The 23,080-nt window shown below is 72.8% G+C and carries 17 protein-coding genes and 2 pseudogenes; 2 read left to right on the forward strand and 17 right to left on the reverse strand.

What is annotated here, in order from left to right; translation table 11 throughout:
- Positions 1 to 4 precede the first annotated feature (4 nt).
- The 3 genes from treS to glgC are packed head-to-tail and all read right to left on the reverse strand — an operon-like array spanning position 5 to position 5,194.
- The gene (gene treS, locus AB0K00_RS04500; protein WP_363515217.1) at positions 5 to 1,735 is read right to left on the reverse strand and encodes a maltose alpha-D-glucosyltransferase; all 1,731 of its coding nucleotides are present in this window, start codon (positions 1,733 to 1,735) and stop codon (positions 5 to 7) included.
- A gap of 20 nt (positions 1,736 to 1,755) precedes the next feature.
- Positions 1,756 to 3,906, reverse strand: a complete 2,151-nt coding sequence (locus AB0K00_RS04505) for a maltotransferase domain-containing protein (protein ID WP_363515220.1) — start codon at positions 3,904 to 3,906, stop codon at positions 1,756 to 1,758.
- A gap of 52 nt (positions 3,907 to 3,958) precedes the next feature.
- Positions 3,959 to 5,194 (reverse strand): glucose-1-phosphate adenylyltransferase, encoded by a 1,236-nt coding sequence (gene glgC, locus AB0K00_RS04510; RefSeq protein ID WP_363515223.1) that lies wholly within the window; start codon positions 5,192 to 5,194, stop codon positions 3,959 to 3,961.
- Positions 5,195 to 5,351: 157 nt separating this feature from the next.
- Between glgC and glgA the strand changes: the two genes are divergently transcribed.
- A complete protein-coding gene (gene glgA, locus AB0K00_RS04515) occupies positions 5,352 to 6,530 on the forward strand; it encodes a glycogen synthase (RefSeq protein ID WP_363516419.1) in 1,179 nt (392 codons plus the stop codon).
- Here glgA and AB0K00_RS04520 read toward each other — a convergent pair.
- The 11 genes and pseudogenes from AB0K00_RS04520 to AB0K00_RS04570 all read right to left on the reverse strand — a co-directional run.
- Positions 6,512 to 7,465, reverse strand: coding sequence for a nucleotidyl transferase AbiEii/AbiGii toxin family protein (locus tag AB0K00_RS04520; RefSeq protein WP_363515226.1), 954 nt, complete (start codon positions 7,463 to 7,465; stop codon positions 6,512 to 6,514). The genes glgA and AB0K00_RS04520 overlap by 19 nt on opposite strands.
- On the reverse strand, positions 7,453 to 8,037 hold the full coding sequence (locus AB0K00_RS04525) for a hypothetical protein (protein ID WP_363515229.1): 585 nt from the start codon (positions 8,035 to 8,037) through the stop codon (positions 7,453 to 7,455). The genes AB0K00_RS04520 and AB0K00_RS04525 overlap by 13 nt, the downstream gene beginning before the upstream one ends.
- The gene (pcaD, locus tag AB0K00_RS04530; protein ID WP_363515232.1) at positions 8,030 to 8,794 is read right to left on the reverse strand and encodes a 3-oxoadipate enol-lactonase; all 765 of its coding nucleotides are present in this window, start codon (positions 8,792 to 8,794) and stop codon (positions 8,030 to 8,032) included. Before pcaD ends, AB0K00_RS04525 begins: the two co-directional genes overlap by 8 nt.
- A 50-nt stretch (positions 8,795 to 8,844) precedes the next feature.
- Positions 8,845 to 9,252, reverse strand: coding sequence for a hypothetical protein (locus AB0K00_RS04535; RefSeq protein ID WP_363515235.1), 408 nt, complete (start codon positions 9,250 to 9,252; stop codon positions 8,845 to 8,847).
- On the reverse strand, positions 9,249 to 9,950 hold the full coding sequence (locus tag AB0K00_RS04540; protein WP_363515238.1) for a class I SAM-dependent methyltransferase: 702 nt from the start codon (positions 9,948 to 9,950) through the stop codon (positions 9,249 to 9,251). Before AB0K00_RS04540 ends, AB0K00_RS04535 begins: the two co-directional genes overlap by 4 nt.
- A gap of 52 nt (positions 9,951 to 10,002) precedes the next feature.
- Entirely contained in the window at positions 10,003 to 10,950 is a 948-nt protein-coding gene (locus AB0K00_RS04545; RefSeq protein ID WP_363516422.1) for a DUF2071 domain-containing protein, read from the reverse strand.
- A 2-nt stretch (positions 10,951 to 10,952) separates the two neighbouring features.
- Positions 10,953 to 11,882, reverse strand: coding sequence for a hypothetical protein (locus tag AB0K00_RS04550; RefSeq protein WP_363515241.1), 930 nt, complete (start codon positions 11,880 to 11,882; stop codon positions 10,953 to 10,955).
- A 58-nt stretch (positions 11,883 to 11,940) separates the two neighbouring features.
- Positions 11,941 to 12,384, reverse strand: a complete 444-nt coding sequence (locus tag AB0K00_RS04555) for a DoxX-like family protein (RefSeq protein ID WP_363515245.1) — start codon at positions 12,382 to 12,384, stop codon at positions 11,941 to 11,943.
- Positions 12,381 to 13,019, reverse strand: coding sequence for a TetR family transcriptional regulator (locus tag AB0K00_RS04560; protein ID WP_363515248.1), 639 nt, complete (start codon positions 13,017 to 13,019; stop codon positions 12,381 to 12,383). The genes AB0K00_RS04555 and AB0K00_RS04560 overlap by 4 nt, the downstream gene beginning before the upstream one ends.
- A gap of 39 nt (positions 13,020 to 13,058) precedes the next feature.
- Positions 13,059 to 14,084 (reverse strand): annotated as a pseudogene (locus AB0K00_RS04565) (AAA family ATPase); the annotation flags it as partial.
- 135 nt (positions 14,085 to 14,219) lie between these two features.
- Positions 14,220 to 15,416: pseudogene (locus AB0K00_RS04570) on the reverse strand (Clp protease N-terminal domain-containing protein); the annotation flags it as partial.
- A 219-nt stretch (positions 15,417 to 15,635) separates the two neighbouring features.
- Between AB0K00_RS04570 and AB0K00_RS04575 the strand changes: the two are divergent.
- Entirely contained in the window at positions 15,636 to 18,314 is a 2,679-nt protein-coding gene (locus AB0K00_RS04575) for an FtsX-like permease family protein (protein WP_363515251.1), read from the forward strand.
- 54 nt (positions 18,315 to 18,368) lie between these two features.
- Here AB0K00_RS04575 and AB0K00_RS04580 read toward each other — a convergent pair whose 3' ends face one another.
- The 3 genes from AB0K00_RS04580 to AB0K00_RS04590 form a co-directional block, all read right to left on the reverse strand.
- Entirely contained in the window at positions 18,369 to 19,550 is a 1,182-nt protein-coding gene (locus AB0K00_RS04580) for a hypothetical protein (RefSeq protein ID WP_363515254.1), read from the reverse strand.
- A 521-nt stretch (positions 19,551 to 20,071) separates the two neighbouring features.
- Entirely contained in the window at positions 20,072 to 21,742 is a 1,671-nt protein-coding gene (locus tag AB0K00_RS04585) for a hypothetical protein (protein WP_363515257.1), read from the reverse strand.
- Entirely contained in the window at positions 21,742 to 23,037 is a 1,296-nt protein-coding gene (locus tag AB0K00_RS04590) for a hypothetical protein (RefSeq protein ID WP_363515260.1), read from the reverse strand. Before AB0K00_RS04590 ends, AB0K00_RS04585 begins: the two co-directional genes overlap by 1 nt.
- Positions 23,038 to 23,080 lie beyond the last annotated feature (43 nt).

The raw sequence follows: 23,080 nt of genomic DNA on the forward strand, positions 1-23,080 counted from the left end.
CTCCTCAGCTCTGCTCAGCCGGGCCGCACAGCTGAAACCAGTAGAAGCCGTGGCCTGGCAGGGTGAGCAGATAGGGCAGTTGGCCGATGTTCGGGAACTGGACGTGACCGGTGAGCTCGATCGGGGTGTATCCGGACCACTGCTGCAGGTTGAGCTCGATCGGCTGCGGGAACCGCGAAAGGTTGTTGACGCACAGTACGACGTCCTCGCCGTGGACCCGCACATAGGCCAGCACCGACGGGTTGGAGCCGCCGAGCTCGCGGAACGTGCCGACCGCGAACGCCTCGTGCCGGCGGCGGACCGCGAGCATCGTGCGGGTCCAGTTCAGCAGCGACGTCGAGCTCTCCTTCTGCGCCTCGACGTTGACCGACTGGTAGCCGTACACGTGATCCTGGATCGCCGGCAGGTACAGCCTGCCCGGGTTCGCCTGGGAAAAACCGGCGTTGCGGTCGGGGGTCCACTGCATCGGGGTGCGCACCCCGTCGCGGTCGCCGAGCCAGATGTTGTCGCCCATGCCGATCTCGTCGCCGTAGTACAGCACCGGCGAACCCGGCAGCGACAGCAGCAGCGCGGTGAACAGCTCGATCTGGTTGCGGTCGTTCTCCAGCAGCGGCGCCAGGCGCCGCCGGATGCCGACGTTCGCGCGCATCCGCGGGTCCTTGGCGTACTCCGCGTACATGTAGTCGCGTTCCTCGTCGGTGACCATCTCCAGGGTCAGCTCGTCGTGGTTGCGCAGGAAGATGCCCCACTGGCAGTTCGCCGGGATCTCCGGCGTGTGCGCCAGGATCTCCGAGATCGGGAAGCGCGACTCGCGGCGGACCGCCATGAAGATTCGCGGCATCAGCGGGAAGTGGAACGCCATGTGGCACTCGTCGCCGTCACCGAAGTACTGCACCACGTCGGCCGGCCACTGGTTGGCCTCGGCGAGCAGGACCCGGCCGGGGAACTCGTCGTCGACCACCTTGCGGCAGCGGCGCAGGAACTCGTGCGTCGCCGGCAGGTTCTCGCAGTTGGTGCCCTCATCCTCGAACAGGTACGGCACCGCGTCGAGCCGGAACCCGTCGATGCCCAGCCCGAGCCAGAACCGCAGCACGTCCAGCATCTCCCGCTGGACCTCGGGGTTCTCGTAGTTGAGGTCCGGCTGGTGGTGGAAGAACCGGTGCCAGTAGAACTGCCGGCGCACCGGGTCGAACGTCCAGTTCGACTCCTCGGTGTCCACGAAGATGATCCGCGCGTCGGAGTAGGCGGCGTTGTCGTCGCTCCACACGTAGTAGTCGCCGTAGGGCCCGGACGGGTCGCGCCGCGACTCCTGGAACCACAGGTGCGAGTCCGAGGTGTGGTTCATGACCAGGTCGGTGATGACCCGGATGCCCCGCTTGTGCGCGGCGTCCAGCAGCGCCACGAAGTCGTCGACGGTGCCGAAGTCCGGCAGCACCTTGTAGAAGTCGCGGATGTCGTAGCCGCCGTCGCGCAGCGGCGAGTCGTAGAACGGCGGCAGCCAGATGCAGTCGACGCCGAGCCACTGCAGGTAGTCCAGCTGGTTGATCAGCCCCTGCAGGTCCCCGGAACCGTCGGCGTTGGAGTCGGAGAACGCCCGGACGAGGGCCTCGTAGAACACCGCGCGTTGATACCAGGTGGTGTCGGTCGGCACGAGCCGCGCCTGACCGAAGTCACTCGCGGACGGATGCTCGACCGTGCCGTCCGTGACGTGGGTGCCTTCGACCGGATCCGTCATGCTGCCACCTACTTTGCTTGTTACCGGTGACGGTGCACCGTGAGCACGTGCGCCGGCTCGTAGAGGGGGTCGAGCCGGATCGCGTTGTGCTGTCCCCAGTCGAAGGTCGCGCCGGTGAGCTCGTCGCGCACCGTGAACCGCTCGTGCCAGTCGAAACCGAGCGCGGGCATGTCCAGCGTGGTGTTACCCCACTGCACGCTCTGCGAATCCAGCGACACCACGACCAGGACGGTGTTGTCGCTGTCCGGGTCCCGCTTCGAGAAACACAGCACCTGCGCGTTGTCGATGCCGTGGAAGACCGTGTTGCGCAGCCAGTGCAGCGCCGGGTTGTCCCGCCGCACATGGTTGAGCTTCTTCAGGTACGGCGCCAGGGACTCCCCGGCGGCCTCGGCCGCGGCCCAGTCGCGGGGGCGCAACTGGTACTTCTCGTTGTCGAGGTACTCCTCGGAGCCCGGCCGGTGCAGGTGCTCGAACAGCTCGAAACCCGCGTACATGCCCCAGGACGGGCTCAGCATGCTCGCCAGCACCGCCCGGATCTTGAACATCGGCGGGCCGCCGTGCTGCAGGTGCTCCGGCAGGATGTCCGGCGTGTTGGGCCAGAAGTTGGGCCGCATGTAGTCCGCGGCCACGATCAGCTCCTGCACGTACTCCCGCAGCTCCCACGCCTGCACCCGCCACGTGAAGTACGTGTAGGACTGCGTGAAGCCGTGCTTGCCGAGGCCGTGCATCATCGCGGGCCGGGTGAACGCCTCCGCCAGGAACAGCACGTCCGGCTCGACGGATTTGACCTCGTTGATGATCCAGTGCCAGAACCCGACCGGTTTGGTGTGCGGGTTGTCGACCCGGAAGATCTTCACGCCGTTCTCGACCCAGTGCAGCACGACCCGCAGCACCTCGTCGCGGATGCCGCGGGGGTCGTTGTCGAAGTTCAGCGGGTAGATGTCCTGGTACTTCTTCGGCGGGTTCTCCGCGTAGGCGATCGAACCGTCGGCCCGGGTGGTGAACCACTCGGGGTGCTCGGTGACCCACGGGTGGTCCGGCGCGCACTGCAGCGCCAGGTCCATGGCGATCTCCACGCCGGCGTCGTGCGCGGCGGCGACGAACGCCCGGAAGTCCTCCAGGGTCCCCAGGTCCGGGTGGATCGCGTCATGGCCGCCCTCGGCCGCGCCGATCGCCCACGGCGAGCCGACGTCCTGCGGCCCGGCGACCAGGGAGTTGTTCGGACCCTTACGGTTCACCCGGCCGATCGGGTGGATCGGCGGCAGGTACACCACGTCGAAACCGAGGTCGGCAACCTGCTGCAGCCGCGGCGTCGCGGTCGCGAACGTGCCGTGCTTCACCGGCTTGCCGTGCTCGTCGACGACCGCCCCCTCGGAACGGGGGAAGAACTCGTACCACGCGGAGAACAGCGCCCGCTGCCGGTCGCACCAGATCGGCAGCTCCTGCGACCGGGTCACGTGCTGGCGCACCGGATACCGCCACAGCACGTCGGTCAGGCCGAGCGCGGGGGAGATCCGGGCGAACAGCGGGATCGACGCGTCCGCCAGGGCCAGCGCCGCACCGGTGACCCGGCCCCGTTCGGCGGCCGGGACGCCGGTCGCCGCCTGGTTGAGCAGCGCCGCGCCCTCGGCCAGGTCGTTCTTGAGCTCCTGCAGGCCCTGCCCGGCGCCGACCTTCTTCGTCACCGCGTCGTGCCAGGTCAGATACGGGTCGGAGAACGCCTCGACGGCGAACGTCCACGCGCCGACCGCGTCGGGCCGCACCGTGCCGTGCCAGCGGTCGGTGCCGGCGGCACCCGGGCCCATCCGGCTGAACGGGCCCTCTTTGCCTTCGGGGGAGATGAGGACCACGTTGCAGCCCATCATCGAGTGACCCTCGCGGTAGGCGACGGCGGTCACCGGGACCAGCTCACCGACGACGGCCTTCGCCGGGAACCGGCCACCCTCGACCTGCGGGGTGACCTGCTCGATCGGGAACCGGTCCTCGACCAGGATGTTCGCGGCGGCGCTCGCACCGGCACTCGGACCGGCGGCCGGCTGCCAGGTGCCGGCGGGCGTGTCGGCGACCTCCACCGGGTCCTCGCTGGCAAGCGCGGTCTCGGTGTCGGTTCTCGGGATGGCCGGCACCGCGGCAGGCGCGGTGTCGGTAGCTTCGGGCGTCGGGGTACCCATGATCCTCACCGTATCGAATCCGCGCGGGGTTGGCAGCGTTAGCGTCGTCTTCCTACGGTTCGATACGTTGACCCTTGCCGATGACCACGATCCCGCCGTCGGAGACCGTGTAGCGGGTCCTGTCCTTCTCCAGGTCGACGCCGATCTCGGCGCCCTCCGGCACGATCACGTTCTTGTCGAGGATGGCGTTGCGCACCACGGCGTGCCGCCCGATGTCGACGCCCTCCATCAGCACCGAACCCTCCACGTGCGCCCACGAGTGGACCTTGACGTTCGGGGACACCACCGAGTTCTCCACCAGGGCACCGGAGATCACCGCGCCGGGGGAGATCATCGAGCCGACCGCCCGGCCGACCCGCTCGCCCCAGCCGTGCACGAACTTCGCCGGCGGCCACGGGCTGTTGCCCGTGTAGATCGGCCACTCGAAGTTGTACAGGTTGAACACCGGCTGGACCGCGATGAGGTCCATGTTGGCCTCGTAGAACGAGTCGAGCGTCCCGACGTCGCGCCAGTAGCCCTTGTCGCGCTCGGAGCTGCCCGGCACGATGTTGTTGCTGAAGTCGTAGACCGCCGCCTCATGCTTGTCCACGAAGTACGGAATGATGTTCCCGCCCATGTCGTGCTTGCTGGCCGGGTCCTGCGCGTCGCGGGTGACCGCCTCGATCAGCGCCGCGGTGGTGAAGATGTAGTTGCCCATCGACGCGAAGATCTCATCCGGCGCGTCCGGCAGGCCCTTGGCGTCGCGGGGCTTCTCCCGGAACGCGGAGATCTGCCGCCCGTCGTCGGCGACCTCGATCACCCCGAACTGGTCCGCGCTGGACAGCGGCTGACGGATCCCCGCGACCGTCACCGCCGCCCCCGACTCGATGTGCTGGCGCATCATCTGCTCCGGGTCCATCCGGTAGATGTGGTCCGCGCCGAACACGATCACGTAGTCGGGCCGCTCGTCGTTGATGAGGTTCAGGCTCTGGTAGATCGCGTCCGCGGACCCGGCGAACCAGCGCGGCCCGAGCCGCTGCTGCGCCGGCACCGGCGTCACGTAGTTGCCCAGCAGCGTCGACATCCGCCACGTCTTGGTCACGTGCCGGTCCAGGGAGTGCGACTTGTACTGCGTCAGCACGACCATCTTCAGATAGCCGCCGTTGGCCAGGTTCGACAGCACGAAGTCGATCAGGCGGTAGATCCCGCCGAAGGGCACGGCCGGCTTCGCCCGGTCAGCGGTCAAGGGCATCAATCGCTTGCCCTCGCCGCCGGCGAGGACGATCGCGAGGACTTTTTTGGCGGCCATGGTCGAGACGCTAAACGTGTCCGGCGTGTTGCGCCAGACGAACTGGTAACTGGTTAGAAGCGCGAAGCGTGGGGGGTATGGGGTGGCGCAGCCCCCCATGGAACCGACGGGCGCCAGCCCGGCGGAGCCAGAAACGGATTAGTCTTCCGGTGTGCGCGTGGACCTGTTAACTCGAGAGTATCCCCCGGACGTCTACGGCGGAGCCGGCGTTCACCTGGAGTACCTGGCGCGGGAGTTGCGGCGGCTGCCCCTGGATGTGCGCGTGCACTGCTTCGGTGCCCCTCGCAGTGAGGCGGGGGTGATCGGCTATCAAGATCCGTCCGGTCTTTCGGGAGCGAACGCTGCCCTGCGGACCATGGGTGTCGACCTGGAGATGGCCGCCGGAGCCGCCGGCACCGACCTGGTGCACAGCCACACCTGGTACGCCAACCTCGCCGGGCACACCGCCAAACTGCTGCACGGCGTCCCGCACGTGATCACCAGCCACAGCCTCGAGCCGCTGCGCCCCTGGAAGGCCGACCAGCTCGGCGGCGGCTACGCGCTCTCCTCCTGGTGCGAGCGCACCGCGATCGAGGCCGCCGACGCCGTCGTCGCCGTGTCCGCCGGCATGAAGGCCGACGTACTCAAGGCGTACCCCCGCGTCGAGCCGGACCGCGTCCACGTCATCTACAACGGCATCGACACCGAGCAGTACACGCCGGACCCCGGCTTGGATGTCCTGACCCGGCTCGGCATCGACCCCGCCCGGCCCAGCGTCGTGTACGTCGGCCGGATCACCCGGCAGAAGGGCCTGCCGTACCTGCTGCGCGCCGCCCGGCGGCTCCCCGCCGACGTGCAGCTGGTCCTGCTCGCCGGCGCCCCCGACACCCCGGAGATCGCCGCGGAGGTGACCTCGCTCGCCGACGACCTGCGCGCCACCCGCCACGGCGTCATCTGGGTCCAGGAGATGCTGCCCAAACGCGAGGTCATCCAGGTCCTCACCCACGCCACCCTGTTCGTCTGCCCGTCCATCTACGAGCCGATGGGTATCGTCAACCTCGAGGCCATGGCCTGCCAGACCGCGGTCGTCGCGACCGCCACCGGCGGCATCCCCGAGGTCGTCGCCGACCGCGAGACCGGCCTGCTGGTGCCGATCGAGCAGGTCACCGACGGCTCCGGCACCCCCCTCGACGAGGCCAAGTTCGTCGCGGACTTCGCCGACGCCATGAACGAGATCCTCGAAGAACCCGCCCGCGCCGCCGAGTTCGGCCGGGCCGGACGGCAGCGCGCCCTGGACCACTTCTCCTGGTCGGCGATCGCCCAGCAGACCCTGGACGTCTACCGGTCCGTGTCGTAGCCCACGCAGTGGTGCTGGACCGCCCACCCGAGGCGGTCCAGCCAGCTGTCGGGATCGTGCACCGGCCAGCTGGACCAGTCGACGGTCATCGACCGGACCGCGGCCGGGTCCAGGGGCGGCAGGAGGCGGCGCAGGCGCGGCGGCAGCGTGACACCGTCGAGCTCGCCGAGCAGGACCGCGTCGTAGACGTCCTTGCCGCGGGCGGCGCCCTCACGGGTCTGGTCCTCCGCCAGCCACTGCAGCTTCCACAGCAGCGACAGCTCCCGGCTCGCCGTCCACACCGCGGTCGCGGTGCCGCCACCGCCACGGGGGACCGCGGTCAGCACCGGCGGCTCCGGCAGCGGCTCGTCGTAGGCGAAGTCCAGCTGCACGGTGCCGGACAGCGCACCGGCCTGCCACGGCACGAGCACCCGGGCGCCCGCCGAGCCGCCGTAGTCGCGCCGGAAACCGGCGTAGTCCCAGTCCCGGTCGGGCTGCGCGTTCGTGACGTCGAGCACCGCGCCGCCCGGCGTCCGCGGGTCCTTTTCGAGGAGGTCCAGGACCAGCGCGTGCGGCTGCGTCGCTGGGTCCTCGGGGTCGAGCTCCTCGTCGGACATCCAGCGCAGCCCCTCCGGCGGCAGCAGCGCCCGCACCCCGCCGGTGTCCTCGTCCAGGTACGTCCACGGCTGGGCCCGGCCGGCCCCCTGCGTCGTCTCCGGCCAGTACTGCACCGGGTCGACCCGGTCCAGGAACGGATACGGGTCGCGGCCGTCCAGACCCCGCACCGCCACGGGGCGCACGATCCAGTCGAGGTCACCCGGCGGGCGGGCCCGGCCACCGACCCAGGCCGGCATCGTCATGCTGCCCCGCAGCACCAAGGTGTCGCCGACCGGGTCGGCGGCGACGACGGCGAGGACGTGGTCGAGGACGTCCCGGTGCGCGCTCAGCGGATCCATCCGGCGTCCAGCCCGGGGTTGTCGTCCACCACCACGTACTCCTCCTCCACCTCGACCGCGTCCAGTCCGGCGCCGGCGAGCGCCGAGAGCAGCGCGTCGAGGCGCTCCCGGGCCTGCGGGCGACCCACGTCGCGGCAGCGCTGCGTCACGAACCGCTCGTGCCGGCCGTCGTCGCGGACCCGCCGGGCGTTGCGCGACAGGTGCGCGCCGTGGCCCTCCGCGACGCTCCTGACCAGGTCGAGCTGGCCGTCGGCGAGCACCAGCTTCACATGATGCTCGAAGTAGCACCCGCCGGTCGGCCCCGGCTCCACCGGCACGCAGGCATGCCACGGCGCGGCCTCGATCTTCACCCGCCGCACCGTGAACCCGTCCCGCTGGAGCAGGGCGACCAGCGCGCCGGCCGCCGCGCGCTGCTCCGGCAGGTCGCCGCGGCCGGTGCTGGTCAGCATCGGCTGGTCGGCGCAGGCACCCCGGTCGAGGCGGATCCGCGTGTACTTGAGACCGAGGCGGTCCGCCCACTCCGGCAGGCGGTCGTCGTACACCACGGTGAAATGCGTCTCGAAGTCACCCAAGGACGTGATCTCTGATGAGCTGGCCGATGGCGTCGGCCTGTTCGACGTTGGCGAGGTGGGCGGCGCCGGGCAGCACGACGAGGCGGCTGCCGGCGATCCCGGCGTGGATGCGCTCACCGTGCTCCGGCGGCGTCGCCGGGTCGTCGGCACCGGCGATCACCAGCGTCGGCGCCGTGATCCTCGGCAGGTCGTCGCGCAGGTCCATGCCGCCGATCGCCTCGCAGCAGCCGGCATACCCCTCCGCCGGGCACGCCGCGATCATCGCCCGGTACGGCGCGACCTTCGCCGGCAGCGCCGCCCGGAACCGGGGCGTGAACCAGCGGCCGAGCACCGCGTCGGCGATGCTGCCCATGCCCGCGGAACGGACCTGCTCGGCGCGGGCGGCCCAGCCGTCGGCCGGCGGCAGGTGCGCCGCGGTGCAGATCAGCACGAGCCGTCCGATCCGGTCGGGCGCGTTCGCGGCCAGCCACATGCCGACCATCCCGCCCAGCGACAACCCGCAGTAGGAGGCCCGCGCGATGCCGAGCCGGTCGAGCAGCGCCAGCACGTCACGGCCGAGCTCGTCGATCCGGTACGGCCCTGGTGGCGCGGGTGAGGCGCCGTGGCCGCGGTGGTCGAAGCGCACCACCCGCAGGTCAGCGAGCGCGGGCAGTTGGGGGCGCCACATGTCGAGGTTGCTGCCCAGCGAACCGCCGAGCAGCACGACCGGCGCGCCGGGAGGTCCACTGGTGCGCTGGAACAGCGTCGTTGCCGTCACCGCGTCGTTGTACCACGCCCGGCGCCGAACCGGATTGTGCCGGCGACCCGTCAGCGTGTGAACAATGCCGCTGCGAACACCGCGACGATCCACGTCCACAGCAGCGTGAACCCGGCGTACCCGGCCTGGTGCAGCCGCGACCCGCGCCACGTGGCCGGCGGGAACGCGACGAACTGGGCACCCCACCGCAGCCCCCAGAACACGCACTCGGCGGCGAGCACGGCCGCCGGGACCCGGCCGGGCGCGAGCAGGTCCGTGGCGAGCAGCAGCGGCGCCAGCCCGAGCAGGACGCACATGACCCCGATGAAGAAGGTGTGGGTGTACAGCACGTGCCTGGTCAGCGGCTGCAACGACGCGAACTGCGGCCGCCAGGCGAGGACCCTGGGCAGCGCCACATGGGCGACCCCGAGGCCGACGAGGACGGCACCGACGAGCCGCAGCTGCACGTCGATGCTCATCGCTGGAACACCAGGGCCCGCACCAGGGGTGTCATCGTCGCCTCCCCGGCGGGGGTGAGCCGGGCGCCACGGGCCAGGCGGAGCCACTCCCGGCGCGGATAGAAATGCCAGGCGCCGGGCCCGTACGCGGCGACGGTGACCGCGTCGCGGCAGTGCTCGACGAGCACCAGGTGCCCGCCGGGCCGCAGCACCCGGGCGACCTCGGCGAACAGGGCCTGCCGCTGCGCCGGGACCCGCAGCTCGTGCGCGGCGAACGCGAGGAACACCGCGTCCTGGCCCGCCCCGGCGACCGGCAACGCGGCCACGTCCGCGCGCACCGAGCCGTCCGGCGGCGGGTTCAGCCGCCGCGCCCGGCGGACCGAACCCTCCGTCATGACCACCGGGTCGTAGCAGTCCAGCAGCGTCGGCTCGGCGTCCGGCAGCAGGTCACGCAGCGCTGGGCTGATCTCGTCGAGTCCGGTGCTCACCACCGCGTACCGGCGCGGGGTGGGCAGCAGGTCAAGGGCCCAGCGCCAGTCGTGCAGGCGGCTGTGGTCGTATGCCCACCAGGTGGCGGCGAGGCTCACCGCGACCCCGGCGGCACCCGGCACCGCGAGCAACCGCCACGGCCACGGCAGCGCCGCCACGCCTGCGAGAGTCACGGCGGCGACGGCATACTTGGGCCAGTTGTAGCGGACCATCCGCGCGACGCCGTTCATCTGGGATCCACGGTGCTCATGGGATCCACGGTGCTCATGGGATCCACGGCGCTCATGTGGGATCCACGGTGCGGCGGACGCCGCGGTGCCAGCCGTAGTCGAGGTCGGCGACGTGAAACGCCTGCGCCAAGACCGGCCGCGTCCCCGCGAACGGCCCGCGCTCCAGAAACGTGCACCGGCTGACGCGGACCGCGACCGGCTCAGGCGTCCACGCGCTACGGTGTGCCTTGACCACGACGATCGAGCCCGTCGCCGCCTCATGATCGAAGGTGTACGGCAACGGCCCCGCGAACCTGCGCGCCCCGGCAGTGTCCCCGTCGACGCTGTCTCCCTCGACGCTGCGCTGAACGGTGCTCTGGACACCGCTCTTGACGCCGTTTTCGACGCAGCGTGAGCGGGTGATAACGTGTTTAGAGATCGATTTCTGGGGTGGGTGTATGGTGCCTGGGAGGCTGTTGGGCAGCACCGGACCCGCCCCGCAGGTCCTCGCGAACGGTGAACCAGCCGGCAGCGGCGCAGGCCGGGAACCCAGGTCCGCGGTCACGGTGAGGTCGGCGCCACCGTCGCGGCTGTCGACCGTCGCGGTCAACCGGTCCCCATCGACGGTGAGCCCGACCCGCGCCAGGTGGTAGCGGTATCTGGTGAGCAGGTTCCCCGCGGCGGCCAGCACGACCCGGTGCGTGTCGCTGCGCAGGATGTAGAGTCCGCGCATGGTCTTGCCCGCGGGCGTCGGGAACGTCGCGAAGATCCGGTAACCGGTCAGCACGACGTCCATGCCCAGGGCGGCCGGCAGCGGTGCGGGCCGCAGCCCCTGGGTCGACACGATCCCGACGGCGACGAACCCGTGCGTCGAGCCGTCACGCGAGGTGTACGTGTCGAGGGTTAGCCCAGGCGGCAGCAGCGGCTCGAGGATTGCCGGCGGCAGCGCGTACGTGACGACGAGAGAATGCCCGAACCGGGTGCGCATCGGCAGCGGATGCCGTCGCAGGGCCTGCAGCATGGTCACGCTCCAGCGGTGAGAGGGTGGGGCCGGACGACCACGGTGCCGGGGTGGCGCCGGACGGCAGCGGTGCCAGGGTGGGACTGGACGGCAGCGGTGCCGGGGTGGCGCCGGACGACCGTGGTGCCAGGGTTGAGCCGGACGACCGCGCCCCACAGCAGGGACCGGTCCGGCAGCGGGTCGCCGGGCAGCGGCGGCGCGTTCCCGAACGTGCGCAGCACCACCGGCCCGCCGGCCCTGACACCGTGGCGGAGCGCGTCGCGCAGGGCACCGGCGAACGCGGGCGGCGGGCCGTCGAGGACGTTGGAGAGGGTGGCGGCCTCGTACCAGCCGCGCGGCACCGACCACAGGTGCTTGACGACGTCGTCGTGCACCCATTCGATGCCGCTGGTGACCGGGGTTTCCGGGGGTGCGGCCGGGCACTCGCGGCCCAGCAACAGCCGCCAGGCCCAGGGGTTGGCGGCGTTGGGGTGGCGGCTTACGCCGTCGGCGAGGCGGCGGCGCAGGACCAGATCCATCCGCGGTGGCAGGGACCGCCACAGGTCCCTTCGCACGAGGCCGGCGGAGGCGAACGCGAGTCGCATCAGCGCGCCCAGCCTGGGGCGGTCCAGGTGCCGGCGCCAGTGTTCGCGCTGCGCGTCGACGTCGTCGAGCTGGAGGAACGTGGTCATCGCGGCGGCCCGCCAGGCGGGTTGCACCGCGCGCGCCGCCTGGCGGGCGACCGCCTGCAGCCGTTCGGCGGTGCCCTTCGTCGCGGGCGCGCCGGAGAGTCTGGCCTTGGCGTAGGCGAGCTGGGTGGCGCTGATGTCCACGGCGGTGACCAGGTGCCCGGCGCGGGCGAGTGCGGCGGCGGTGTCGCCGGCGGAGGCGATCGCCAGGACCCGCCCGCCTTGTGGGAACACGCTCAGCTCGGCGGCGGGGTCCTCGTACATGCGGCCGAACATGACCTGAGGCCTGCGGCCGACCGTGAGCCGGCCACCCTGCCACGGGTTAGCCATGAGCGTGCCGCGGTGTGGACGGCGTGGGCGGCGTTCCCGGCGTCCGCGGCGCGGACTGCGCCGACGGCGCGGACTGCGTGCGTGGTGTCGCCAGGAGCCAGACGAGGGCGAGCAGTGCGGCGTTGGCGGTCAGCATCCGGCCCGCGTCGGCGATCCGGTCGCCGGCGAAGAGCAGCCCGCCGGCGTTGAACGCGACGAGCAGCACCGTCTGCGTGACCGCGGCCGCTCTGGCCCGCCGGCCGGTGAGCACCCACGCCGCGACCGCGACCTCGGCCAGGCCGATCCCGGTCAGCGCGGCGGCGGCGAGGGCCGGCGGCAGCAGCGGCACGGCGGCGACGATCGCCTGCTGGTCGCCGTCGCCGCCGAGGACCTTGCACCACAGTCCTTCGTACAGCCAGACCGCGGCCACGGCAGCCCGAGCGAACCAGGTCGTCATCGTGCCGCCTTCGTGTCGACCCGGCGCAGCGTGGCCCGCAACGCCCGGCGGGCGACCGGGCCGAGCCCGTCGACGACCTCGACCAGGACGGCGAGACGTTCCAGGGTCGCCAGGGCGGCGGCCGCCCCGTCCGGGCTGACGCCGCCGTACAGCTGCAGCCCGATGAACGTGGACGCGACGATCCTTGCCAGGCCCGGCACGTCGATGAGGTCGGCGACCGGCGACGTCGCGGTGATCCGGCCGAGCACGGACTCGATCTCGGCGATCCACAGGTCCAGGCCGGCGCTGACGGCCGGTGCGAGCCGTTCGTCCGTCTGTGCGCCGGCGAGGAGCTGGGCGAGGATCTGCAGGTTGCCGGAGGCGCGCTCGCTCACCTGCAGCTGCCGGCCCACGTCGAGGAGCTCGCCGATGCTCGACACGGCCGCGAACCTGGCGCGGTAGAGCGCGACGCGGCTCTCGGTCGCCTGCCGGCAGGCGACCGAGAGCAGCTGGTCCACGGTGCCGAAGTGGTAGAAGACGAGCGCCTGGTTGACGCCCGCCGCCGTCGCGATCGCCCGCGCCGACGCGCCGGCGAGGCCTTCGCTGCTGAGGACCCTGATCGCGCCGTCGACCAGGCGTTCCTTCGTGTCGGCCACTGCTCACCCCCGTTCATTTGAGCAGTCGCTCAACGAGGGTTATTTAAGCACTCGCTCAAGCTCCCGGGAAGTGGTGAACGTGAGACCGTCCTCACCGCAACCGATCGTCACCGTGTCGCCGGCGCGCAGCGTGTCGAGGAGGATCCGCTCCGACAGCGGGTCCTCGACCTCCCGCTGTACGGTGCGCCGCAGCGGCCGGGCGCCGAGCACCCGGTCGTGGCCGCGCTCCGCCAGGTGCCGCCGGGCCTGCGGCGTCACCACCAGGCCGATGTCACGCACGGCGAGCCGCGCCGCCACGTCCAGGACGAGGCGGTCGACGATGCCGGCCACCTCGGCAGGGCCGAGCTGGTGGAAGACGATCGTGTCGTCGATCCGGTTCAGGAACTCGGGCCGGAAGTGTCGCTTCAGCTCGTCGTCGACCTTCTGGCGCATCCGTTCGTACACCGGGACCGCCGCCGACTGGAAGCCCGCGGGCAGCTGCAGGTCGCGGGTGCCCAGGTTGGTCGTGAGGATGAGCACGGTGTGCTTGAAGTCCACGACGCGGCCCTGACCGTCGGTCAGCCTGCCATCCTCGAGGATCTGCAGCAGCGTGTTGAACACGTCCGGGTGTGCCTTCTCCACCTCGTCGAAGAGCACCACCGAGAACGGCCGGCGCCGCACCCGCTCGGTCAGCTGGCCGCCGTCGTCGTAGCCGACGTAGCCGGGCGGCGCGCCGACCAGCCGCGACACGGTCGCCCGGTCGTGGAACTCCGACATGTCCAGCTGGATCAGCGCGTCGGAGGTGCCGAACAGGAACCCCGCCAGGGCCTTCGCCAAGGACGACTTGCCGACGCCGGACGGCCCGGCGAAGATGAACGACCCCGCGGGCCGGCGCGGGTCCTTCAGCCCGGCGCGGGTCCTGCGGATCGCCCGGGACACCGCCGCGACCGCCAGGTCCTGCCCGACCAGGTCCTCGTGCAGCGTCTCCTCCATCCGCAGCAGCCGGGCGCTCTCCTGCTCCGTCAGGCGGTGCACCGGGATGCCCGTCCAGGCGGACAGCACCACGGCGATCTCGTCCTCCCCGACCACGGCCAAGCCGGAAGCCGCACCGAACGCGCCGGAAGCGCCGGAAGCCGCGCCAGGCGCGCCCGAAACCGCGCCCGAAACCGCGCCCGAAACCGCGTTCGAAACGGCGCTCGGAACCGCGCCCGACGCGCTGAGCGCGCCCGCCTCGTCGATGAGGTCGATCGCCTTGTCCGGCAGGTGCCGGTCCGCGATGTACCGCTCGGCGAGCAGCGCCGCCGCCCGCAGCGCCGCGTCCGTGTACGTGACACCGTGATGCTCCGCGTACCGGTCCCGCAGCCCGTGCAGGATGAGCACGGTGTCCTCGACCGTCGGCTCCGGCACCGCGACCGGCATGAACCGCCGGTCCAGGGCGCCGTCCTTGGTGATGAACCGGCGGTACTCCTCGTCCGTCGTCGCCCCGATCGCACGCAGCTCGCCACGCGCCAGCAACGGCTTGAGCAGCGACGCCGCGTCGATGGCGCCCTCGGCCGCGCCGGCACCCACCAGGTTGTGGATCTCGTCGATGAACAGGATGATGTCGCCGCGCCCGCGGACCTCCTTGGTGACCTTCTTCAGCCGTTCCTCGAAGTCGCCCCGGTACCGCGAGCCCGCGACGAGCGCACCCAGGTCGAGCGTGTACACCTGCTTGCCCTTGAGCGAGGCGGGCACGTCACCGGCGACGATGCGCTGGGCGAGGCCCTCGACCACGGCAGTCTTGCCGACACCGGGCGCGCCGGTCAGCACCGGGCTGTTCTTGCGCCGCCGGGACAGCACCCGGATGACCCGATCGACCTCGGCGGACCGCCCGATCACCGGGTCGAGCAGCCCGTCGCGGGCGGCGGCGGTCAGGTTCACCCCGAACTGGTCGAGCACGGTCGAGGACTCGGGAGCGGCGGTGCGGGTGTCCGGTGCGGACGGGTGGCCGGACAGCAGCTGGATCACCTGCGCCCGCAGCCGGTTGAGGTCGGCACCCAGGCGGATCAGCACCTGCGCGGCGACGCCCTCGCCCTCGCGGACCAGCCCGAGCAGGATGTGCTCGGTGCCGATGTAGGTGTGCCCGAGCTGCAGCGCCTCGCGCAGCGCGAGCTCCAGGACCTTCTTGGCCCTGGGCGTGAACGGGACGTGCCCGCCCGCCGCCTGCCCGCCCTGGCCGATCAGCTCCTCGACCTGCCTCCGCACGTCGTCGAGGGACACGTCGAGGGCGCCGATGCTCTGCGCGGCCACCCCGTCGCCCTCCTTGAGGATGCCCAGCAGCAGATGCTCGGTGCCGATGTAGTTGTGGTTGAGGATCCGGGCTTCCTCCTGGGCCAGCACGACGGCGCGCTTGGCCCGGTCGGTGAACCGCTCGAACATGACGATCACGCCTCTCGGCGGGGCCCCACGCACCCAGCATCCGCACGGAATCGTCGGATGCGCTGAGTCGGAGCCTCTTGGCCGCCGGCGGAGGCGTGGGCTCCGTCGATCCGCGGCACGGGCAGGCGCGCTGCCGTCTCCACCATAGCCGACCGTTGACACCCGTGGCTGCCACCGTCAGGCTGACCGGAGAGCGCTCTCTGACGGGGGGAGAGATCGATGGTGCTTGCCCAGCTCCGGTGGCAGCGTGGCCGGTTCGTCGCGACGGTACTGGCCGTCGCGATCGCGGTAGCCGGATTCTCGCTGCTGCTGTCCGCCTCGCGCGGCGCTCAGTTGCGAGCGACCGGCACCGTGCAGGCCAACTTCCGCCCCCTGTACGACATCCTCGTGCGACCCGCGGGAACCGGGGCCGGACCGATCGGGTTCGACCAGGTCGGCACCGGCTACGGCGGGATCACCGTGCAACAGTGGCAGGACATCCTGCGGCTGCCCGGCGTGGACGTCGCGGCGCCCCTCGCACCCGTCGGATCGTTCCTGCGGACCGTGTCGCTGCCCATCGACCTCACCGGGCAGCTGCGGCCCGGCGTGGCGCAGCAGGTGCTGCGGGTCCGGCCGACCTGGATCACCGACCGGGGACTCAGCGGCGTCACCGACGGCCCGGTCTACCTGTACGCCACCAGCGACGTCCTGGAATACCAGCCGGGCGAGCCGTGGGAGCAGGGCCGCATGTATCAGGACGACGAGATCCCCGAACGCCCCCACGTGTGGCGGCTCGGTGCCGGCGGCTCCCGCACGGAGGTCTGCGAACCCCTCGACCACGTCATCGGCATGACCGATCCGCTCGACCCGAAGCACCGGCACGCGGCGACCTGCTGGTCCAGCGACCCCCGCTCCACGGTCGAGCAGCCACCGCAGGCCGAGGTGCGGGTGGCGTTCACGGTGCCGATGTTCATGGCCGCCGTCGACCCCGAGCAGGAGGCCCGCCTCGACGGGCTCGACGCGACCGCCCTCACCCGCCCGGCGGCCCCCGGTGAGCTGCCCGTCCTGGCCGCCACCAGCCCCGGCGTGGACCGGCAGGTCCGGCTCCGGGTGGACCGGCTCGCCGACACCTCCGCTGCTTCCGCCGCGGCAGGGGTACGCCTGGACAACCTCGTAGGCGTCTTCGACGCCGACCCGGGCAGTACCGCCGACGAACGCACCGTCGACGTCGCCGACGTCTACCGGCAGCTGCTCGCGGACCTGGCCGCCCCGCAGCCCGGCGGTCCCTGGGTCCAGCAGTACTGGACGCCCGGCCCGGCGGGCGCACCGCGGCCGTCCACCGGCGACTGGGGCAGCTCCTCCGACAACAACGTCTGGTACAACCCACTACCGCTGGAACTCACCGACCAGCAGGTCCGCACGGTGCCCCGGCAGGCCCCGCAGGTCAGCGGCATCACCCGCGGCGTCGCGTTGCGCGGCGTGGGCCCGTTCGACCCGGCCGCGCTCGACGCCGGGCCGCCGCTCGCCGCGCTGCCGGCGTCGCTCACCGGCGACCCCGGACTCGCCGGCGCCGACGCCGCGTCGCGGGCCGCGCTCGGCAACCGGGCCCTGCTGCCCAACGGCAACCTCGGCGGCCCCGCCGGGTCGCGGCCGGCGCTGCTCACCAGCCTGTCGGCGCTGGACCTGCTGCACCGGCCCCCCTACACCACGACGTCCTCAGCCGCGGCCGGCGCGCCGATCGGCACGGTGCGGGTCCGGGTGGCCGGCGACGTCGGCATGGACGCCCTGTCGCAGGAGCGGGTCCGGGCCGTCGCCGAGCGCATCCAGCAGAGCACCGGCCTGCGGGTCGACCTGACCGTCGGTTCCTCCGTCGCACCCGCCGACCTGGCCGTGCCGGCCGGCGCCCACGGCCGGCCCGCGCTGAAGGTCGAGCAGCCGTGGCTACGCACCGGGGTCGCGACCGTCGTCGTCTCCGCGATTGACCGCAAGAGCATCCTGCTCGCCGGCCTGGTGCTGGTCGCCTGCGTCCTCGCCGTCGCCAACGCCACCGGCGCGGCACTGCGCGCCCGGCACACCGAACTGGCCGTCCTGGCCTGCCTCGGCTGGCCCGGGCGCCGGCTGTTCGGCCTGGTCCTGGCCGAGGCCCTGATCCTCGGGTTGACGGCCGGGCTCGCCGGGACGGCCATCGCCCTGCTCGCCGCGCCGCCGCTGGGCATCGGGCTGCAGTGGCGTACCGCGGCGCTGGCCGTGCCGGCCGCGCTGCTGCTCAGCGTCCTCGCCGCGCTCCAGCCCGCGTGGCGGGCCAACCGCACCGACCCGGTCGCCGCGGTCCGGCCGGCGGTCAGCGCGGTGCGGCGGGCCCGCACCCCACGCCGGGTCGCCGGCCTCGCCTGGACCAACCTGCTGCGCACCCCGGGCCGCACCCTGGTCGGCGTGCTCAGCCTCGCCATCGGCGTGGCCGCCCTCACCTTCCTCGCCGTGCTGACCGTCGGCTTCCGCGGCACGGTCAGCGGCACCGTCCTCGGCGATGCGGTCACCGTCCAGGTCCGCGGCACCGACTACCTTGCCGCCGCGCTCACGGTCCTGCTCGGCGCGGCCGCGGTCGCCGACGTGCTGTACCGCGGCATCCGCGAACGCGCCGGCGAGTTCGCCCTGCTGGGTGCCAGCGGCTGGGACGACCACCTGCTCATCCGCCTGGCCGGCTACGAGGCGGTGGCGCTCGGCGCGACCGGCGCCCTGCTCGGCACGGCCGTCAGCCTCGGCCTGGCCGCGCTGCTCGGTGGCGCGCTGCCCGGCGCGGTCTGGCTCGCCGCCGCCGGCGCCGCTCTCGCCGGGCTCCTCGTCACGGTCGCGGCGGCCACCGTCCCGGTCCGCACCCTGCGCCGGCTGCCGACCGCCCGCCTGCTCGCCGAGCAGTGACCCTCACCCGCCCGGCGACGTCACCCGCCCGGCGTCACCCGCGGCGCGGTGGTGTCACACCTGCAGGGCGGCGGCGTCGGACTCCTGGCCGGGCAGCACGATCAGCTCCTCGGGGCGGACCGTGCGGCCGGTCGGGGCGGCGTCGAGGCGGACGTCGTACCGCAGCGGCGGCCCGCTGGCACCCCAGGCCGCGCCGACGATCGTGCCCTCGGCCGGCGACCCCGCGAGCCGGACCCTGGTCCCGGGCGCGTGCCCGTCGTCGGCGACGACCAGCAACGCGTCGAGGACCTGACCGGCGCCGTCCCAGGGGGCGCGCAGCACGTACGGCTCACCGTCCGCACCCTCCACGGGCATCGTGAACGTGCGGCAGACCAGCGTCAGCCGGTCGGCGTCGTGCCGGATCGCGGGACTGGCGTCGTCCTGCCCCGCCCGCAACGCTTCCTCGACCCGCCCCCACAGGTCCGCGACGCCGTCGTCGAGGACCAGCCGCGCGGCCCGGTCGACCTCGGCGCACTCGACGTCGACGGCGGTCTCCTCGCCGAGCTCGGCGGTCCAGGCCAGGTCGAGCGCCGCCGGCACGAGACCCGGCGCCTCCCGTACGACGACCAGATACAGCATGGCGAGGAGGTCCTCGAGCCCGTCGCCGGCATAGCAGGGACCCGCGTGGCTCTCACCCGCGGGGAACCGCTCCACCAGGTGCGTGGCCCGCCCACCCGCAAGCCGCGCGGCCCGGCGGGTGTCGTGGAGCTTCACCTCGGCGGGTCGCAGCTCCCGTGCCGCGACGGTCCACCTGCCGGGCACCCCGACCGGATAGACGGTCCGGCCGCGGCTCGCCAGGGTCTCACCGGGCCCGATGCCGGTGCCGGCCAGCTGCCGGGCGGCGACCGAGTAGGCGATGCCGGCCTGCGCGGCGTGCGCCCTGATCGCCCGGCGCCGCTTCCGGTCCCGCCGCGCCCGCCCACCCGCCCCGTCCCGCTCCGGCGCGTCGCGCCCGTCTTGCTGCGGCGCGTCGCGCCCGTCCTGCTCCTGGGCGCCGCGCCCGTCTTGCCGCGAGGCGTCACGTCCGTCTTGCTCCGGCGCGCCGCGCTCGTCCTGCTGCGGCGCGTCGCGTCCGTCCTGCTCCTGGGCGTCGCGCCCGTCTTGCTCAGGCGTGTCGCGCTCGTCCTGCTGCGACGCGTCGCGGCCAGCCTGCGAGGTGTTGCGGTGGGGCTCCTGGGTGTCCTCTGCGTCTGCCATCACGAGACCTCCGGCGTCGACCCACGCTCGCACCGATCGGACGGCGGAAATCCCCGCCGGGCAGCCTGCACCGCCGCGCTGAGTCTGAGCCTCTTGGCCTCGGGTCACCGCAGGCGTGGGCTGCTGTGTCGTGGCGCGGGCAGGCGCACTGCCCACCCTGACGATACCGCCGCACCGCCCGCCCGTCGCCCCCACCTTGTTCGCCGAGAGCGGACCGACTACCCGGTGGATCGCTGTTCGTCGGCGACCACTAGTCCACCGGGTAGTCGGCAGTTCGGTCCGCAGCGCATCGGCGGCGAGGGCCAGCCTGCACGGTGCAGGAGGACGGCGACCGCCGCGGCGCTCTCGCACGGCCCGGCGGTGCACGTCCGGGTCCCGGCGGGCGGCTCGTGCGGCCGCTCGACGTCGCGGAGGTAGCGCACCGCCTGTTGCTCTGCTCGCATCCCGTCGAGGGTGGGGCGGTGCCGGCCGGGGCGCCAGGTCTGCTGTGCGCCTGTGGATAACCGGCCGGCACGGGTCGTTCAGAGGGTGACCAGGGACCGGACCGCCAGGGCGGAGCCGACGAGCAGGACCAACGCCGCGGTGCCGGTGGGTGCGAGCCTGGTCAGCCGCCCGCTGATGCGCAGGCGGGCCGGCCAGCGGTCGCGGATCTTGATGAGCAGCAGCCCGGCGGCGGTGAGGGTGCCGGCCATCCCGAACCCGTAGGCGAGGACCAGGAGGACCCCGAACCAGGTCCTGCCGAGCGCGACGGCGCCGAGCAGCACGACGAGGGCCGACGGGCTCGGCACCAGCCCACCGGCGATGCCCATGCCGACCACCGCGAGCCGACTCGGCCGCCCGACCTCGTGCCCGTGGTCATGCCCATGATCCTGGTTCTGGTCGTGGTCATGCCCGTGTCCATGGTCGTGGTCGTGGTCCTTGTCGTGGGAGTGGTCGTGCCCGTGGTCGTCGTCGTGGTCATTGCCGTGCGAGTGGTCATGGTCATGGTCGTGGTCACGCATGTGGTCGTGGTCGTGGTCGTGGTCGTGGGAGTGGTCAGGGGAGGGGGAGTGGCCAGGGGAGTGGTCGTGGGAATGGGGGTGGGAATGGTCGGGAGTGGTCGGGGCGTGGGAGTGGGAATGGTCGGGGGTGGTCGGGGCGTGGGAGTGGGTGTGGCCCAGCGGGCCGTGGGTGTGGCCGTGCGGGCCGTGCGCGTGGCTGTGTGCGGCGCCGCGGTGCCGGGACAGCAGCATGCTCAGGCCGATCGCCGCCACGAGCACCCCGCTCGTCACCCCGAGCCAGCCGAGCACCGTCTCGCCGGCCAGGCCCGCGGCCGTGGTCAGCAGCAGCCCCAGCAGCAGCACGCCGCCGGTGTGGGTGAGGGTGACGGTGGCGCCGACGGTGAGGGCGTCGCGGGGGCGGCCCTGGCGGCCGGCGAGGTACGCGGCCATGACCGTCTTGCCGTGCCCCGGCAGCGCGGCGTGCGCGGCGCCGAGGGTCAGCGCCAGCAGGACCGCCAGCAGCCCGACCCACGGGGTCAGCTCGCGCTGGGCGACCCAGCCGCGCAGCGTCAGCTCCGCCTGGCCCGCCCAGCCCGGCAGCACCGACGCGGGCAGTGCCGTCGGCGGGCGCGGCGAGGGGGAGACGAACGCGCCGGTGCTGCCGCCCGGGGCGAGCCGCAGGGACGCGGTCCGCACCGACGGCGGGGAGCTCAGCAGGTCTTCGGGGTACGACCGCAGGCCGTCGCTGCGGGACACCGTCGGCAGCGGCGAGTCGACGATGTGCACGCCCGAGGCGGTGGCGGTGAGCTCCCGCCAGCCGATGCGGTCAGCGTCGAAATCGTTGACGACGTCCACAGTGGACTCGGCGGACAGGTCGGCCGGGGCGGACAGGTCACATTCGAGGCGGCTGGTACGCAGACCCGCCGCGCCCGGCGAGTAGGTGAACACGGCCCGGTCGACCGTCCAGCTGAGCGGGTGTCCGCCAGCGGTGACCCGGAAGGCGGGCGCCACCGCCGTACACGACGGCTCGGACTGCAACGTCGGCAGCTCGGCGAAGTCCGCGACGTAGGCGACCGTGACCCGGTCGGGGGAGAAGGTCAGGGCGCCCAGCTGGTTGACGGAGAAGTTGCCGAGCGGGTGGGCCTGCGCGGAGCCGGGCCACAGGAGCAGCCCGGCCGCGACGGCACAGAGCAGAAGCAGCACGCGACGCATCAGGACTCCAGGGCGGCGAGGGTGCGCGCCGCGATCGGCGCGTCGACGGGGGAGAACTTCGGGTTGAGGGCGAGAGCGAGGCGCAGCTGCAGGCGCGCGGTCTCCTTGTCGCCGCCGGCTGCGGCGACCATGCCGTAGTGGTAGGCGAGGGTCGCGTCGACCTGCCCGAGTGCGTTGGCGTGACGGGCGAACGGCAGCGCCGCGACCGGGTCGCCGGCCGACATCAGGGTCCAGGCGACCATGTCGGCGACCTCGCCGAACTGGCGGCAGTCCCATTCGGCGATCGCGAGCCGGGCCGCGGCGGTGGCGTCACCGGCAGCGAGCTCCAGGGCGGCCGCGCCGAGGTCGTCGGTGCCGCCGTTCGCGGTGAAGAGGCTGTGTGCGGCGCGGGCCAGGCTCAGCGACGGGCCCGGGTCCTTGCCGGCGACCTTGAGCAGGCGGGCCTGGTCGAGCAGCGCATCGACGGTGGGGGTCCGCGCCACGACCTTCGCGAGGTCGTCGAGGGCGGCGGTCAGGTCGCCGGCGGCGGTGTCGAGCTTCGCCTTCACCTGCCAGAGGCCGACCGTGCCGGCGTCGGCGGCGAGGCCGAGCGACACGTGCCGGGCGGCGGTGGTCAGGTCGCCCGCGGCCCATGCCAGGCCGGCGAGGTGCTGGTGGCAGAACGCGATGTCGGCGGGTTCCGTGGCGCTGTCCAGGGCCAGCTGCATGAGCGCGACCGCCTCGGTGCGCTTGCCGTGCTGTTCGAGGTCGTACGAGCCGCGCGTGTACGAGCCGAGCCCCGGCCGCAGGTCGAGCATCCGCTGCACGGCGGCGGTGGCCGCCTCGGGGTGTCCGAGCTGGGTCTCGGCGTCGGCGAGGACCCCGTATGCGGTGTCGGACCAGGCGTTGACGGTGAGCGCCTGCTCCGCGAGGGTCTTGGCGGCGGCGAAGTCGTGGCGGGCATTGGCGAGGGCGCCGAGGCCGGTGACGGCGGCCGCGTTGCCGTCGGGGTGGACCTCGAGGGACTTGCGCAGCGCGCCCTCGGCCTTCGGGTAGTACGCCGGGTCCGCGCCGACCCGGGCCTGCTCCAGGTAGGCCTCGCCGAGCGCGGCCCACGTGGTCCAGTCGCCGGGGACCTTCTTCAGCCGCTCCTGGTATCCGGCGATCGCCGCGACCAGCCGGGTGGTCCCCTGTGGACGGTCGGGCTCGACGGCAGCAGGGGCGGGCACCCCGCCCGAAGGGCGACCGGCAAGCGCGCCGAGGCCGAACAGCAGTGCGGCCGCCAGTACCACACCCAGAACGATGCGAACCCGCATGACTCCTCCTTCCAAGGGGGTGGGGCGCGTCCACTGTGGACGC

This window comes from Dactylosporangium sp. NPDC049525 (genome assembly GCF_040676755.1).
Lineage (GTDB): Bacteria > Actinomycetota > Actinomycetes > Mycobacteriales > Micromonosporaceae > Dactylosporangium.